The following is a 14,961-nucleotide window of genomic DNA, read 5'->3' on the forward strand; positions in this document are numbered from 1 at the left end:
GCAACGACGGCCCGCCGGCCAGGCCTACGCCCGGGAGACGTTGCGCTCGTACACCAGCCGCAGGCCGATGAGCGTGAGCCACGGTTCGTGTTCGTCGATGACCGACGCCTCGCCGAGCACCAGCGGCGCCAGCCCCCCGGTGGCGATGACGGTGACGTCGTCCGGGTCCTCGGCCAGCTCGCGCGCCATGCGGTTGACGACGCCGTCGACCTGGCCCGCGAAGCCGTAGAGAATGCCGGACTGCATGGCCTCGACGGTGTTCTTGCCGATGACGTTGCGCGGGCGGGCCAGCTCGATCTTGCGGAGCTGGGCGCCCTTGACGCCCAGCGCCTCAACGGAGATCTCGATGCCCGGGGCGATCACCCCGCCCACGTACTCGCCGCGCGCGCTGACCGCGTCGAACGTGGTGGCCGTGCCGAAGTCGACGACCACGCACGGGCCGCCGTACAGCTCGACGGCGGCGACCGCGTTGACGATGCGGTCCGCGCCGACCTCCTTGGGGTGGTCCATCAGGATCGGCACACCGGTCTTCACGCCCGGCTCGACGAGGATGGCGGGCACGTCGCCGTAGTAGCGGCGGGTCACCTCGCGCAGCTCGTGCAGGACGGAGGGCACCGTGGAGCAGATGGCGATGCCCTCGATCCCGTCGCCGAGTTCGTCACCGAGGAGGGGGTGCATGCCCATCAAGCCCTGGAGGAGCACGGCCAGTTCGTCCGCGGTGCGCCGGGCGTCGGTGGAGATGCGCCAGTGCTCGACGATGTCCTCGCCGTCGAACAGGCCCAGGACGGTGTGGGAGTTGCCGGCGTCGATGGTGAGCAGCATCAGACGGCTTCTTCCCGGAGGTCCAGGCCGATGTCCAGGATCGGCGAGGAGTGGGTGAGCGCGCCGACGGCGAGGTAGTCGACTCCGGTCTCGGCGTACGCGCGGGCGTTGTCCAGGGTGAGGCGGCCGGAGGACTCCAGCTTCGCCCGCCCGGCGACGAGCCCGACGGCCTCGCGGGTCTGCTCGGGGGTGAAGTTGTCGAGCAGGATCAGGTCGGCGCCCTCGGCGAGGACCGGCGGGATCTGGTCGATCCGGTCCACCTCGACCTCGATGGGTACCTCGGGGAACTCGGCCCGTACGGCCCGGAACGCCTCGGCGATGCCACCGGCGGCGACGACGTGGTTGTCCTTGACGAGGGCCGCGTCCGACAGGGACATGCGGTGGTTCACACCGCCGCCGCAGCGCACGGCGTACTTCTCCAGGGCGCGCAGGCCGACGGTGGTCTTGCGGGTGTCGCGGACGGCGGCGCCGGTGCCCTCCAGGGCGTCGGCCCACGCGCGGGTCGCGGTGGCGATGCCCGACAGCCGGCACATGAGGTTGAGGGCGCTGCGTTCGCCGGTGAGCAGGTCGCGGGTGCGGGTCCGGACGCTCAGCAGCTTCTGACCCGCCGTCACCCGGTCGCCGTCCTCGACGTGCCGCTCGACCTCGAACTCGTCGGTGCAGACCACGGAGAGGATGGCCTCGGCGATGCGCAGCCCGGAGACCGTGCCGGGCTCGCGGGCGGTGAAGTCGCCGGTGGCGACGGCGTCGGCGGGGACGGTCGCGAAGGTCGTGACGTCCTTGCCGCCGTCGAGGTCCTCCTCGATGGCCAGGTGGGCGATGTCCTCGATCTGCAGCGGGTTCAGGCCCGCGTCGGCGAGCAGTTCCGCGAGCTGCGGGTCGAGGCCGCACTCCATGGGGTCGCCGTCGTACTCCTCGCCGCCGCAGCCGCAGGCGTCCCCGCAGCCGCCGGTGGCCGGGGCAAATTCCTCGCCGGGCCGGCCGATCTGGTGCAGGGGGGTCTCACCGGGGGTGTCGGGGGTGCTCACGCGGTTCTCCTTGGGGCAGCGGGCGTGACAAGCGGGCTGACGGGCGGGAAGGCGGCCGTTTCCGTCGTGGAGACCGCCAGGGTACGGTCCGGGCGCAGGCTCACCAGGAGGTGGCGGCCCCAGCCGCTGTCGTCGCGGTCGGGGCGGTCCTCGCGCCAGTGGCAGCCGCGGGTCTCCTCGCGGCGCAGGGCCGCGGCGACCAGGACGCGGGCGACGAGGAGCAGGTTGGTGGTCTCCCAGGCCTCGGTGCCGGGCACGTCCTCCGCGCCGACCTCGGTGTCGATCCGTTCCAGGCGGGCGGCGGCCTGCTGCAGGCTGTCGGCGGAGCGCAGGACTCCGGCGCCCGCGGTCATGGTGCGCTGGATCTCGATGCGGGCGGCGGGGGCGACGAGGAACGTCGCGGGGCTGTCGGTCTCCTCCGTCCGTCCGTCCCAGTGGGGCAGGGTGGCCGGTGCCGTCGTGGCGATGTCCGCGGCGATGCGCTCCGCGAAGACCAGCCCTTCCAGCAGGGAGTTGGACGCCAGCCGGTTCGCGCCGTGCACACCGGTGCAGGCGACCTCGCCGCAGGCGTAGAGGCCCTCGATCGTGGTGCGTCCGCGCAGGTCGGTGCGGACGCCGCCGGAGGCGTAGTGCGCGGCGGGGGCGACCGGGACCGGCTCGGTCACCGGGTCGATGCCGTGGGCGCGGCAGGCGGCGAGGATGGTGGGGAAGCGGCTCGCCCACATCTCGGCGCCGAAGTGCCGGCCGTCGAGGTACATGTGCTCGGTGCCCGTCTCCCGCATCCGGCGCATGATGCCCTTGGCGACGATGTCGCGGGGGGCCAGCTCGGCCAGCTCGTGGGCGCCGACCATGAAGCGATGGCCGGTCGCGTCAACGAGGTGGGCGCCCTCGCCGCGCACGGCCTCGGAGACCAGGGGCTGCTGGCCCTCGGCGTCGGGGCCCAGCCAGAGCACGGTGGGGTGGAACTGGACGAACTCGAGGTCGGAGACCTCGGCTCCGGCGCGCAGGGCGAGCGCGACGCCGTCGCCGGTGGAGACGGCGGGGTTGGTGGTCGCGGAGAACACCTGGCCCATGCCGCCGGTGGCGAGGACGACGGCCTTGGCCCGGACGGCGCCGACGCCGTCGTGCCGGCCCTCGCCCATGACGTGCAGCGAGACGCCCGCCGCCCGGCCCTCGGCGTCCTTGAGGAGGTCGAGGACGAGGGCGTTCTCGACGGTCTCTATGCCCGCGTCCCGGACGGCCTGGACGAGGGCCCGGGAGATCTCGGCGCCCGTCGCGTCACCGCCGGCGTGGGCGATGCGGCGGCGGTGGTGGCCGCCCTCGCGGGTCAGCAGGATCTCGCCGGTGTCGTCGTCGGTGTCGAAGGTGGCGCCGGTGGCGATGAGGCGGCGCACGGCGTCGGGGCCTTCGGTGACCAGCGCCCGGACGGCTTCCTCGGAGCAGAGCCCGGCGCCGGCGACGAGCGTGTCGTCGAGGTGCTGCTCGGGGGTGTCGCCCTCACCGAGGGCGGCCGCGATGCCGCCCTGCGCCCACCGTGTGGAGCCGTCGTCGAGCCGGGCCTTGGTGACGACGGTGACCTTCGCGCCGGCGGCGGCGCAGCGCAGCGCGACGGTGAGCCCGGCGACGCCGGAGCCGATGACGACGACGTCGGCGTCGACCGCCCAGCCGGGGCGGGGCGCGTGGAGTCGTATGCCGGTCATCGCTGCGCTCCGAGGTACAGGGGGATGTTGTCGATCAGGCGGGTGGTGCCGACCTTGGCGGCCACGGCGAGGACGGCGTCGCCCGTGTGGTCGTCGGGGACCTCGGTGAAGTCGGCGGGGTCGACGAGGGCCACGTAGTCCAGGCGGAGCGGGGGCTCCCTGCGCGCGGCATCGTCGAGGATCGTCCGGGCGGAGCGCCGTACGGACGCGGCGCCGGTGCCGGCGGCGGCCCCGGCGGTCAGCAGGGCGCGGGAGATCTCCAGTGCCGTGGCGCGGTCGGCGTCGGACAGATAGCGGTTGCGGCTCGACAGTGCGAGGTGGTCGCCCTCGCGGACCGTGGGCACGCCGACGATCTCGACGGGGAAGTTGAGGTCGCGGACCATGCGGCGGATCAGCGCGAGCTGCTGGGCGTCCTTCTGCCCGAACAGCGCGACGTCGGGGCCGGTGAGGTGCAGCAGCTTGGCGACGACCGTGAGCATGCCGTCGAAGTGCCCGGGGCGCGAGGCACCTTCGAGGCGCTCGCCCATGGGGCCGGCGGTGATCCGTACCTGGGGCTCGCCGCCGGGGTAGACCTCCTCGACGGCGGGGGCGAGGACGACGTCGGCTCCGGCCTTCCCGGCGAGCAGGACGTCGGCGTCCAGGGTGCGCGGGTAGCGGTCGAGGTCCTCGCCGGCGCCGAACTGGAGGGGATTGACGAAGACGGTGACGACGACCTGCCCGTTGGGCCCGGCCAGGGTGCGGGCCGTGCGGATGAGGGTGGCGTGCCCCTCGTGGAGGGCGCCCATGGTCATGACGACGGCGCGGCGGCCGCCGCGCGGCAGGGCGCGCAGCTCCTCGGCGGTGCGGGCGAGCTGGGTGGTCACTGGGTGCCTCCGTCCGCGAGGACGACGAGCAGGTCCTCCGCCAGTTCCGGCTTGAGCAGGCCGTGCGCGAGGGCACGGTCGGCGGTCGTACGGGCCATGGCCAGGTATCCGGCGACGGCCTGCGGCGCGTGTGCGCGCAGTTCGGCCACATGGGCGGCGACGGTGCCCGCGTCGCCGCGCGCCACCGGGCCGGTGAGCGCGGCGTCGCCGCTGCGCAGGGCGTTGTCCAGGGCGGCGCCGAGCAGCGGGCCGAGCATCCGGGCGGGGGCGGCGACCCCGGCGGTGCCCAGCAGCTCCATGGCCTGGGCCACGAGCGTGACGAGGTGGTTCGCGCCGATCGCGAGGGCCGCGTGGTAGAGCGGGCGGGCGGCTTCCTCGATCCATTCGGGCTCGCCGCCCATCTCGATGACCAGCGCTTCGGCGGCCAGCCGCAGCTCTTCGGGCGCGGTGACGCCGAAGGAGCAGCCGGCGAGGCGGTCGACGTCGACCGGGGTGCCGGTGAAGGTCATGGCCGGGTGCAGGGCGAGCGGCAGGGCACCGGCTCGCCGGGCCGGGTCGAGGACGGCGGTGCCGTGCCGGCCGGAGGTGTGGACGATCAGCTGGCCGGGGCGGACGGCCCCGGTCTCGGCGAGGCCGGCGACCAGGCCGGGGAGCGCGTCGTCCGGCACGGTGAGCAGCACCAGCTCCGCGCGGGCGAGGACTTCGGCGGGCGGCACCAGCGGCACGTCGGGCAGCAGGTCCGCGGCCCGGCGCACGGAGGCGTCGGAGACTCCGGAGACGGCGACCGGGCGGTGCCCGGCGAGCCGCAGCGCGGCGGCGAGGGCGGGGCCGACGCGGCCCGCGCCGACGACGCCGACGGTGAGCCGGGCGGGGCGGTCCTGCGGGCTCGGGTGCTCCGGGGAGTGGTGTGCGTTCACGCGGCGGTGGCCTTCCGTTCCAGTCCGCGGGGGGTACCGGACGATTCCTTCGTCATGCTACGCGAGAGTGCGTGCGCACCTTCCGGGCGTCGCGGGGCCTGTGGACAACGGGGACGCCGCCGCGGGCCGCCGCCCACCCCCTGTGGATAACCCGGGCCGGTGCCGGGCCCATGCGTCATGATCGGGGCATGGCTGACGAGAGCGCATCCACGGACGGCACCGGTGGCGAAGAGGTGCGGGCGGTGAGCCGTGACCGCAGGCTGGCGGCGTTGCGCGGCTCCGAGCGGGTCCTGTCGGCCGGCCCCTTCGCCCGGACGATCGGCGAGCGGCTGGCCCACCTGGCCGCCGAGGCCCCGGACTCCTACGACCTGGACGGCTGGCCGGACCTGTACGGCGACGGGATCGTCGCCGATCTGGAGACGCGGACGGCGGGGCTGCTCGGCATGGAGGCCGCGGCGTTCTTCCCCACCGGGACGATGGCCCAGCAGGTGGCGCTGCGGTGCTGGGCGGGCCGTACGGGCAACGACGTGGTGGCGCTGCACCCGCTGTCACACCTGGAGAGGCACGAGCGGAACGCGTACACGGTGCTGGGCGGGCTGCGCCCGGTGCACCCCACGAGTGAGCCGCGGACACCGACGGCCGCGGAGATCCGCGCGCTGGACGAGCCGTTCGGGACGCTCGCCCTGGAGCTGCCGCTGCGTGAGCCGGGGTTCGTGCTGCCCACGTGGGAGGAGCTGACGGCGGTGGTCGAAGCCGCCCGCGAGCGGGACGCGGTGGTGCACTTCGACGGGGCCCGGCTGTGGGAGTGCGCCCCGCACTTCGGCGTGGGGCTCGCGGACATCGCCGCTCTCGCGGACTCGGTCTATGTGTCGTTCTACAAGTCGCTCGACGGTATCGCCGGGGCGGCCCTGGCGGGCCCCGCGACGCTGATCGAGGAGGCGAAGGCGTGGCGGCACCGGTACGGCGGCCAGATCTTCCAGCAGTGGCCGACGGTCCTGTCCGCGCTGGCCGGGCTGGACCGCGAGCTGCCGAGGCTGCCGTCGTACGTGGCGCACGCGAAGGTCGTCGCGAAGGCGCTGGGCGAGGCGTTCGGCGCGGCGGGGGTGCCCTGGTTCCGGATCCATCCGGGGGTGCCGCACACCCATCAGTTCCAGGTGTGGCTGCCGTATCCGCCGGAGGTCCTGGAAGAGGCGGGGGTGCGGCTCGCGGAGGAGACCCGCACCTCCCTCTTCAACCGCTGGTCCCCGGGCGGGATACCCGGCCTGTCCGTCACCGAGGTCACCGTCGCCTCATCCGCACTGAGCTGGACGGCCGAGGACGTCGCAGCGGCTGTCGGCGCTCTGCTGGACCGGGTCGCGGCGGACGTCTGACGGGGCGGGGCGGGGGGCAGGGGCCACGGGCCGCTGCGGCCGGAACAGCCGGAGCAGTGCCGCCCAACGGGCGTGGCGGGTCGCGGTGTTCTTGTCGACGACCGCCCGGAACTCCCGCCAAGTGCGGAACTCCCGGACCGCCTGCCAGTCGTCACGGCCCGGGGCCGGGGGTGCGGGCTCGCCGTGCTGGGCGGCGCGGTAGAGGTCGAGCATGTGCTGCTGAGTGGCGTTCATGAGCATCACCTTGCGCCGCTTAGGGCCCGTCGGCCCGTCGATTGACGAGGACCGTCAATCGACGGCCCGACCTGCGAGAAGAGAGGCACGATGAGCGCATGAGCGTGGACATCGACATCACCGGCCTGCCCGCCGAACGCATTCGGTTCAGCCCGTCCCCGCTGGCGGAGCTGGGGGCGATGCTGCACGCCCTGTCCGAGCCCGGCCACCACCCCGGGCTGCATCCCTGGGCCACGGCCACGGCCTCCTCCCTCAAGCCGGATCTCGCCGACCGGCTGACCGAGGCCGACTTCCTGTGGCGCTCCTCGCGCTCGGACATCCTGCTGCCGGCCGTGCCCCGCGCCACGCTCGCCGAGGAGTTGGACGACCTCGACCGGATGGACGACGAGACGTTCACCTCCGCGGCGTTCGAGATCACCTGCACGACCGGTTACGAACGGGGACTGCCCTCCCCGCTGGTCGACGCGGGCCAGCGGACGCTGATCCGTGAACTCTCCGCGGCCCGGGGGCCGCGGCAGGCACGGTTCACCGACCGGATGCTGGACGACCCGGGCGCCCTGCGGGCCTGGCTGCGGCGCCTGTTGGAGGACTGCGAGCAGGCGTTCTTCGGCGACAACTGGCAGCGCGTACGGATCCAGCTCGCGGCCGACGCCCGGCACAAGGCGGACCTGCTGCGGCGCAAGGGCCTGGCGGAGGCCCTGGCCGCGGTGTCCCCCGCGGTCTCGCTCAACGAGGACCAGTCCCGCATCGTCGTCGACAAGCTGGCGAGCGGCCGGACGACCGCCTACGGGCAGGGGGTGACGTTCCTGCCGACGGCCTTCGGCTGGCCGCACCTGTTCGTCGTGCACCGGTCCGGCTGGCAGCCGGTGATCCAGTACCCCGTGGCAGGCCCCGAACTGCCCCAGCTCACGGCCCCGCAGCTGGTACAGGACCGGCTGGAGGCCCTCGCCCACCCCGTGCGCATGCGCCTGTGCCGCACCCTCGCCCGCGGCCCGCACACCACGGGCGAACTGGCCGCCGCCTACGGGCTGACGCCGCCCGAGGTCTCCCGGCACATAGCGGTGATGAAGAAGGCGGGGCTCCTCACGACACGGCGGCGCGGCCGGTATGTGCTGCACCAGTTGGACCTGACGCTGGTGGCCCGGCTGGGCAGCGACTTCCTGGAGACGGTCCTCCGCTGACGCGGCGCGCGCGCAGATGCCGTCGCCGTCACCATGGCCGCCGTTACTGCGCGCCGCCGCCCCCGGCCCGTACGAGACCGCTCTCGTAGGCCAGGACCACCACCTGGACCCGGTCCCGCAGCCCCAGCTTGGTGAGGATCCGGCCCACGTGCGTCTTCACCGTCGCCTCGGAGAGCACCAGCCGGGCCGCGATCTCACCGTTGGACAACCCCTGGGCCACCAACAGCATCACCTCGCGCTCCCGGCTCGTCAGCCGGTCCAGCTCCGCGCTCAACGGTTCGTCGGCCGCGCTCGGCAGCATGGGCGTGAAGCGGTCCAGCAGCCGCCGCGTGGTGCTGGGCGCGACGACCGCGTCCCCGCTGTGCACCGCGCGGATCGCGCCCAGCAGCTCGGCCGGCGGCACGTCCTTGAGCATGAAGCCGCTCGCCCCGACCTTGAGCGCGGAGAAGGCGTATTCGTCGAGGTCGAAGGTGGTCAGGATCAGCACCTTCGGCGCCCCCTCCTGCGCGCAGATCCGCCGGGTCGCCTCCACCCCGTCCATCCGCGGCATCCGCACGTCCATCAGCACCACGTCGACCTCGGTCCCGCGCAGCACCTCCAGGGCCTCGGCGCCGTCCCCGGCCTCGGCGACGACGTCCATGTCCGGCTGCGCCGCCAGCACCATGCGGAATCCGGTGCGCAACAGCACCTGATCGTCGACGAGCATCACGCGGATCGACATGCGGGTCCCTTTCCTCGGCGCGCGTACGGGCGGCACGCGCGTCCTTCCATACTCCGTGAACGAAAGCGGCCGCCGGTCAGCGGCCCGACCTGATCGGCAGCAGCACGCTGATCCGGAACCCGCCGCCCGCCCGCGGCCCCGCGTCCAGCGTGCCCCCGACCATGCCGACCCGCTCGCGCATGCCGATCATCCCGTGCCCCATGCCGTCCGCGCCGCCCTCCTCGTACAACTCGTGCTGCGCGCCACGGCCGTCGTCCTCGACGAGCAGCCCCAGCCCGTCGTCGAAGTAGGTGAGCCGCACGCTCGCGGCGGCGTCCGGGCCGCCGTGCTTGCGGGTGTTGGTGAGCGCTTCCTGCACGATGCGGTACGCGGTCAGCTCCACCCCGCTGGGCAGCGGCCGGGGGGATCCCTCGATCCGGAAGTCCACCGGCAGGCCCGCGCTGCGCACCTGCTCGACGAGGTCGCCGATCTGCTCCACATCCGGCTGCGGCACGTACTCGCCGCCCTCGCCGCCGTCGTCGGTACGCAGTACGCCCAGCAGCCGGCGCATCTCCGCCAGGGCCTGCCGGCCGGTCCCGGAGATCGTCTCCAGCGCCTGCTTGGCCTGTTCCGGCGAGCCGTCCAGCACGTACGCGGCGCCGTCGGCCTGGACGACCATCACCGAGACGTTGTGCGCCACGACGTCGTGGAGTTCGCGCGCGATCCGCGCCCGCTCGGCGACCACCGCCATCCGCGACTGCTGCTCGCGCTCCTTCTCCAGCCGCGCCGCCCGCTCCTCGAGCTGGGCCCAGTAGGCGCGGCGGGTCCGGATCGAGTCGCCCAGCACCCAGGCCAGGACGAAGGGAACGGTGAGGAACACCGTCTGGATGACCTTGCTCGTCACACTTCCCCCGTAGGTGCCCCAGCGGATCGTGGCGAGCGCGGGGGCGACTAGGGCGCCGACGAGGGCGTACCGGGACGCCCAGCGGGTGTGGCCGGACGCGACGGTGTAGATGATCACGAGCATGGCGAAGTCCGCCGGATGCTGGGGCACGTCGAAGACGAGCTGGGCCACCCCGGCGGCCGTCGCCAGCAGGAGCATCTTCTCCGGGGCGCGGCGGCGCAGCCCGATCACGAGGCACAGCGCGCCGTAGATGACGATCTCCGCGAACACCGACCCCCGGCCGCCCGGCCCGCCCGACGAGGAGGAGGAGGAGATCACGATCAGACCGAGCAGCAGGACGGCCCAGAAGCCGTCCACACCCGTCGGGTGCCTGCGGAGGAAGTCGTAGAGGCGCTGCACGTCACCCAGCGTAGGCACGCCGGGTACGTGCCGGGGTCAACCGGACGATCGATCCCTGTACGTCCCGCCTACTCCGCAAGGTGGAGGCGAGGTGACCGCCGAGGGCGCATAGCGTGTGCGTATGGCAGAGGGAACGAGAACCTGGCGGACAGCGGCGGAGACCGCCCTGTATGGGCCCGATGGCTTCTACCGGCGCCCCGAGGGCCCCGCCGGGCACTTCCGTACCTCCGTTCACGCCTCGCCGTTGTACGCCGGGGCCGTCGCCCGGCTGCTGGGCCGGGTCGACGCGGCGCTCGGGCATCCGGCGGAGCTGGCGCTGATCGATGTCGGGGCCGGGCGCGGCGAACTGCTCACCGGGGTGCTGGCGCAGGTGCCGCCGGAGCTCGCGGCGCGGCTGCGCCCGTACGCGGTCGAGCGGGCGGCGCGGCCGCCGGGGCTCGATGCGCGGATCACCTGGCTGAGTGACCCTCCGGAGGGCGTGACGGGCCTGTTGTTCGCCAACGAGTGGCTGGACAACGTGCCGCTCGACGTGGCCGAGGCGGACGCCGAGGGCACACCGCGCCTGGTGCTCGTGCGGCCGGACGGCGAGGAGTTGCTCGGTGAGCCCGTCATGGGTGAGGACGCCGCCTGGCTGGCCCGCTGGTGGCCCCTGGAGGGCGCGCCCCCCGGTTCCCGCGCGGAGATCGGGCACCCGCGCGACGCCGCGTGGGCCCGGGCGGTCCGTGGCCTGCGGGCCGGGCTGGCGGTGGCGGTGGACTACGCGCACGGCCGCGACCACCGCCCGCCCTTCGGCACCCTGACGGGGTTCCGCGAGGGCCGCGAGGTGCGGCCGGTGCCGGACGGTTCGTGCGACATCACCGCACACGTCGCGCTGGACGCCTGCGCCGGCGCGGGCGGCTCGCTGCTGACCCAGCGCCAGGCCCTGACGGCGCTCGGGGTCGACGGCCGCAGGCCGCCGCTGACGCTCGCCTCCACCGATCCGGCGGCGTACGTACGGGCGCTGGGCGCGGCGGGCGAGGCGGCGGAGCTGGTGGCCCCGGCGGGGCTGGGGGGCTTCGGCTGGCTGCTGCACCCGGTGGGCGAGGCCTGTGCGGGGCTTCCGGCGGAGCTGGCGGCGGGCTGAGCGGCGGCCGGCCGCGGGCTGAGCAGCGGCCGGCTCTGGCACCTCGGGCGCCCCGGACGGCCTCACGCGCGCGTGACTGACAAACTACTCCCCATGGCCCCTTCCTCTGGTTCCTCCGCCACCTCCGAGACGACGGTCGGCATCGGCGGCGCGGCGGAAAGCACCGACATGGTGCTCAACATCGGCCCGCAGCACCCGTCCACGCACGGGGTGCTGCGGCTGCGGCTCGTCCTCGACGGAGAGCGGATCCAGCACGCCGAACCGGTCATCGGTTATATGCACCGGGGCGCGGAGAAGCTGTTCGAGGCGCGCGACTACCGGCAGATCGTCATGCTGGCCAACCGCCACGACTGGCTGTCCGCGTTCTCCAACGAACTCGGGGTCGTCCTCGCCGTCGAGCGGATGCTCGGCATGGAGGTGCCCGAGCGGGCCGTGTGGACGCGCACGCTGCTGGCCGAGCTGAACCGGGTCCTCAACCATCTGATGTTCCTCGGTTCCTACCCCCTGGAGCTGGGCGGCATCACGCCCGTCTTCCACGCCTTCCGGGAGCGCGAGGAACTCCAGACGGTGATGGAGGAGGTCTCGGGCGGCCGGATGCACTACATGTTCAACCGCGTCGGCGGGCTGAAGGAGGACCTGCCCGCGGGCTGGCTCGGCCGGGCCCGGCACGCGGTCGCCGAGGTCCGCTCGCGGATGGACGTCTACGACCGGCTGGTGCTCGGCAACGAGATCTTCCGGGCCCGGACCCGCGGCGTGGGCACGCTGTCGCGCGAGGCCGTGCACGCGTACGGGGTCAGCGGCCCCATCGCCCGTGCCTCCGGCGTCGACTTCGACCTGCGGCGCGACGAGCCGTACCTCGCGTACGGGGAGCTCCAGGACACGCTGAAGGTCGTCACGCGCCAGGACGGCGACTGCCTGGCCCGCTTCGAGTGCCTGCTGGAGCAGACCCACAACGCGCTGGAGCTGGCGGACGCGTGCCTGGACCGGATGGCCGAGCTGCCGCCGGGCCCGATCAACCAGCGGCTGCCCAAGGTGCTCAAGGCGCCGGAGGGTTCGACCTACGCGTGGACGGAGAACCCGCTCGGGCTCAACGGCTACTACCTGGTCTCCAAGGGCGAGAAGACCCCGTACCGCCTCAAGCTCCGCTCGGCCTCGTTCAACAACATCCAGGCGCTGGTGGAACTGCTGCCGGGGACGCTGGTCGCGGACATGGTGGCGATTCTGGGCTCGCTGTTCTTCGTGGTGGGGGACATCGACAAGTAACGTTCGGGGCCGTCTTTGCCGCCGCTCGCCTGGCCGGCGGATCCTCGGTCTCACGCTTGGCCGGCGGATCCTCGGCTGCGGGCCGTCTTTGCCGCCTGCGGCGGCGAGCGCCCTGCGGGCGCGTCCTCAAGCGCCGGACGGGCTGGTGGTGGCTGAGGTCAGCCACCACCAGCCCGTCCGGCGATGGGGTTCAGATCACGCGGCGCAGGCCGGCGACGTCGATCTGCTCGGTTTCGTCGTGCGCGGTCAGGTCGATGACCGAACCGTCGGCCGCGGTCCGCGGCTCGGCATCGGCTATGGCCTCGACGTCGTCGTCCTCGATCCCGTCCGTGTCCTCCATGCCGGGCACGTCCGCGGCCTCGGCCTCGGCCGTCTGGCGGCGCTCACGCTCGGCGAGGGCCTCCTCTCCGACGACGTCCGCGAGGTCCTCCTCCTCGACGGGGCGCGCGGGCAGGGCCGGCGTCGCCTGGGTGCCGAAGAAGTCGAACCCGCCCTGTGCCCGGGACGCGGTGCGCGCGGGGGCCTGCGGCAGCACGGCCGCGGCGGCGGGCACCGTGCGCTGGTCGCGCACGACACCGCCGGTGCCGGGCCGCGGTACGGGCATGAACGCGGGCGTCCCCGGTGTGCCCGGCTTCCCCGGGCCGCCGGGCTTCCGCGCGGGCTGGGGGACCTTGACCGCCTCGGGGTCCGGGGCGTTCGCGGGCTTCGCGGCCTTCTCCAGGGCCTTGGGCGCGGGGATCGCGGCCGCGGGCACGGCCGGGTTCGCCGCGGCGGCCCGCTGGGCCGCGCCGTTGCGCTCCAGATCGCGGAGGGCCTCGGCGGCCTTGACGTAGGCGGCGGCCGACGCCGACCGGGCCGATGCCGCGGCCTCCAGTTCCTTGGCGGCGGACGCGGCGGGGCCCTTGGCGAGCAGCCGCTGGCGCTCCAGGGCTCCGGCCCGCTCGGTCTCGGCGGTGGCGTACCGGCGCAGCAGATCGGCGTGCTCGGTGCGCAGCCGTGCCAGCTCCGAACGCTTGGCGCGGAGCTTGGTCTCCAGCCTGGTGCGCAGGAGACGCGACTCCTCGAGGTCCGTTTCCAGCTCGGCTATGCGCTCCTCGGTCTTCCACTCGTCGCGCACCCGGGCCGCGGTGAGCTGGGCGACGCGCTTGCCGGCGGAACGGTCCCAGCGGCGCATCAGTACGGCGCCGACCACAGAGGCGGCGGCAGCGGCCGCCGCGAGACTGCGGATGAGGACCGTTTCTCCGACCACCCAGGCACCGGCGGCGCAGGCGACCGATGTCGCGGCGACCGTCGATGAGGGAAGAAGCCTGTGCAGGGGCGGCGAATGGCGGTGGCGTCCTCGTGGCATGGCCTGAAACTTACCGTGCGACGCCCGAAGAGTGTGACCCCACCACCAAACTCTTCCCTTGATCTTACTTCGCCCCGCCTTCCCGGCTACTTCGTGAGCAGACCCTTGTCCTTGAGGTAGCGCGCGGCGACATCCTGGGGCTTCAGCCGTTCCGCGTCGACCTTCTTGTTGAGTTCGGTGAGATCGGCCGTGGTCAGCACCCTGCTGAGCTTCCCGAGCGCGTCCGCGACCTTCTGCGAACCGGCCTTCCGCGCATTCACCACCGGCAGTACGTTGTCGGCGTTCTGGAGGTTCTTGTCGTCCTTGAGGAGAACGAGGCCGAACTGTTCGAGGGTGGCATCGGTGGTGGTGGTGAGGACCATCTGGTCCTTGCCGTCCTTGACGGCCTGTTTGGCCTGGGTGCTGCCGACCTCCAGCGGGTCGATGCCGGTGACGTCGATGCCGTAGGTCTTCTCCAGACCGGGCCGGCAGAAGGGCCGCCGAGAGCATTCGTCGCCCGCCGCGAGCTTGATCTTCTGCTTCGATTTCCCCAGGTCGGAAAGGGTTTTGAGCCGGTGTTCGGCGGCAAAGTCCCGGCTCACGGCGAAGGCGTTCTGATCGACCGCCCGGCCGGGGTCGAGCACCTTCAGTCCGCGCGGCTCGGCGAGTTTCCGCAGGGCCTTCACCGTGGCGTCCGCATCGGCCGAGGCGAGCGGGTCCGCGTCCTTACCGTTCTGCTTCTTGTTCAGGAATTCGGTGAGGGTCGCCGCATACTCCGGGACCACATCGATCTGCCCCTTCTCCAGGGCCGGTTCATACAGCTCGCGGGCGTCGACGGTCTTGATCCGCGTCGAATACCCGGCGTCCTTGAGCAGCCCCGCGTATATCTCCGCGAGCAGCTTGGACTCGGTGAACGAGGCGGATCCGATCACCAGCGAGCCCTGGCCCGGCTCGGCCGGACCACCACCACCGCCGGACTTCTCCAGGCTGTCGCCACCGCAGGCGGCGAGACCCGCGGCCAGGGCGGTGACGCCGGCCACGGCCAGCAGGGCGCGGGTGGTCCGCGCGGGGCGCGAGGTCCAGCTCATGGGCACTCCATCCACTTCGGCTGTGCGTCCACCTGGGCGGAC

14 protein-coding genes are annotated in these 14,961 nt (G+C 73.4%); 4 read left to right on the top strand and 10 right to left on the bottom strand.

Translation table 11 applies throughout. The annotated features are described in order from the left end of the window. Nucleotides 1-24 precede the first annotated feature (24 nt). From ACZ6MA_RS28500 to ACZ6MA_RS28520, 5 genes are read right to left on the bottom strand one after another with little or no spacing between them, the layout of a single operon-like run. On the bottom strand, nt 25-822 hold the full coding sequence (locus ACZ6MA_RS28500; RefSeq protein WP_469437130.1) for a type III pantothenate kinase: 798 nt from the start codon (nt 820-822) through the stop codon (nt 25-27). Continuing rightward, the gene (gene nadC, locus ACZ6MA_RS28505; RefSeq protein ID WP_469437132.1) at nt 822-1,850 is read right to left on the bottom strand and encodes a carboxylating nicotinate-nucleotide diphosphorylase; all 1,029 of its coding nucleotides are present in this window, start codon (nt 1,848-1,850) and stop codon (nt 822-824) included. The genes ACZ6MA_RS28500 and nadC overlap by 1 nt, the downstream gene beginning before the upstream one ends. Then, nucleotides 1,847-3,550 (bottom strand): L-aspartate oxidase, encoded by a 1,704-nt coding sequence (locus ACZ6MA_RS28510; protein ID WP_469437133.1) that lies wholly within the window; start codon nt 3,548-3,550, stop codon nt 1,847-1,849. Before ACZ6MA_RS28510 ends, nadC begins: the two co-directional genes overlap by 4 nt. Beyond that, a complete protein-coding gene (gene panC, locus ACZ6MA_RS28515) occupies nt 3,547-4,413 on the bottom strand; it encodes a pantoate--beta-alanine ligase (RefSeq protein ID WP_469437135.1) in 867 nt (288 codons plus the stop codon). Before panC ends, ACZ6MA_RS28510 begins: the two co-directional genes overlap by 4 nt. Then, nucleotides 4,410-5,330: a Rossmann-like and DUF2520 domain-containing protein gene (locus tag ACZ6MA_RS28520; protein ID WP_469437137.1), complete on the bottom strand. Its 921-nt coding sequence runs from the start codon at nt 5,328-5,330 to the stop codon at nt 4,410-4,412. Before ACZ6MA_RS28520 ends, panC begins: the two co-directional genes overlap by 4 nt. 188 nt (nt 5,331-5,518) lie before the next feature. Here ACZ6MA_RS28520 and ACZ6MA_RS28525 point away from each other — a divergent pair, with 188 nt between their 5' ends. After that, nucleotides 5,519-6,700 (top strand): threonine aldolase family protein, encoded by a 1,182-nt coding sequence (locus ACZ6MA_RS28525; RefSeq protein ID WP_469437139.1) that lies wholly within the window; start codon nt 5,519-5,521, stop codon nt 6,698-6,700. On the opposite strand, the gene ACZ6MA_RS28530 is transcribed toward ACZ6MA_RS28525, so the two are convergent. After that, nucleotides 6,620-6,934: a hypothetical protein gene (locus tag ACZ6MA_RS28530; RefSeq protein WP_469437141.1), complete on the bottom strand. Its 315-nt coding sequence runs from the start codon at nt 6,932-6,934 to the stop codon at nt 6,620-6,622. The two genes, ACZ6MA_RS28525 and ACZ6MA_RS28530, sit on opposite strands and share 81 nt — an antisense overlap. A gap of 98 nt (nt 6,935-7,032) precedes the next feature. Here ACZ6MA_RS28530 and ACZ6MA_RS28535 point away from each other — a divergent pair, with 98 nt between their 5' ends. Continuing rightward, nucleotides 7,033-8,115 (top strand): DUF5937 family protein, encoded by a 1,083-nt coding sequence (locus tag ACZ6MA_RS28535; protein ID WP_469437143.1) that lies wholly within the window; start codon nt 7,033-7,035, stop codon nt 8,113-8,115. A 43-nt stretch (nt 8,116-8,158) separates the two neighbouring features. Here the strand turns inward: ACZ6MA_RS28535 and ACZ6MA_RS28540 are convergent, their stop codons facing one another. Both ACZ6MA_RS28540 and ACZ6MA_RS28545 read right to left on the bottom strand, forming a co-directional pair. Beyond that, complete coding sequence (locus ACZ6MA_RS28540; RefSeq protein ID WP_469437144.1) at nt 8,159-8,836, bottom strand: response regulator; 678 nt, start codon at nt 8,834-8,836, stop codon at nt 8,159-8,161. Nucleotides 8,837-8,912: 76 nt separating this feature from the next. Next, nucleotides 8,913-10,118: a sensor histidine kinase gene (locus ACZ6MA_RS28545; RefSeq protein ID WP_469437146.1), complete on the bottom strand. Its 1,206-nt coding sequence runs from the start codon at nt 10,116-10,118 to the stop codon at nt 8,913-8,915. A 121-nt stretch (nt 10,119-10,239) separates the two neighbouring features. On the opposite strand from ACZ6MA_RS28545, the gene ACZ6MA_RS28550 reads away from it, so the two are divergent. Further along, a complete protein-coding gene (locus ACZ6MA_RS28550; RefSeq protein ID WP_469437148.1) occupies nt 10,240-11,241 on the top strand; it encodes an SAM-dependent methyltransferase in 1,002 nt (333 codons plus the stop codon). A gap of 93 nt (nt 11,242-11,334) precedes the next feature. After that, nucleotides 11,335-12,504: an NADH-quinone oxidoreductase subunit D gene (locus ACZ6MA_RS28555; protein ID WP_469437150.1), complete on the top strand. Its 1,170-nt coding sequence runs from the start codon at nt 11,335-11,337 to the stop codon at nt 12,502-12,504. Between the two features lie 190 nt (nt 12,505-12,694). Here ACZ6MA_RS28555 and ACZ6MA_RS28560 read toward each other — a convergent pair whose 3' ends face one another. After that, nucleotides 12,695-13,852: a hypothetical protein gene (locus ACZ6MA_RS28560; RefSeq protein ID WP_469437152.1), complete on the bottom strand. Its 1,158-nt coding sequence runs from the start codon at nt 13,850-13,852 to the stop codon at nt 12,695-12,697. 86 nt (nt 13,853-13,938) lie between these two features. Then, nucleotides 13,939-14,919, bottom strand: coding sequence for an ABC transporter substrate-binding protein (locus tag ACZ6MA_RS28565; RefSeq protein ID WP_469437154.1), 981 nt, complete (start codon nt 14,917-14,919; stop codon nt 13,939-13,941). Nucleotides 14,920-14,961 lie beyond the last annotated feature (42 nt).

The organism is Streptomyces sp. NPDC042259 (genome assembly GCF_055582085.1).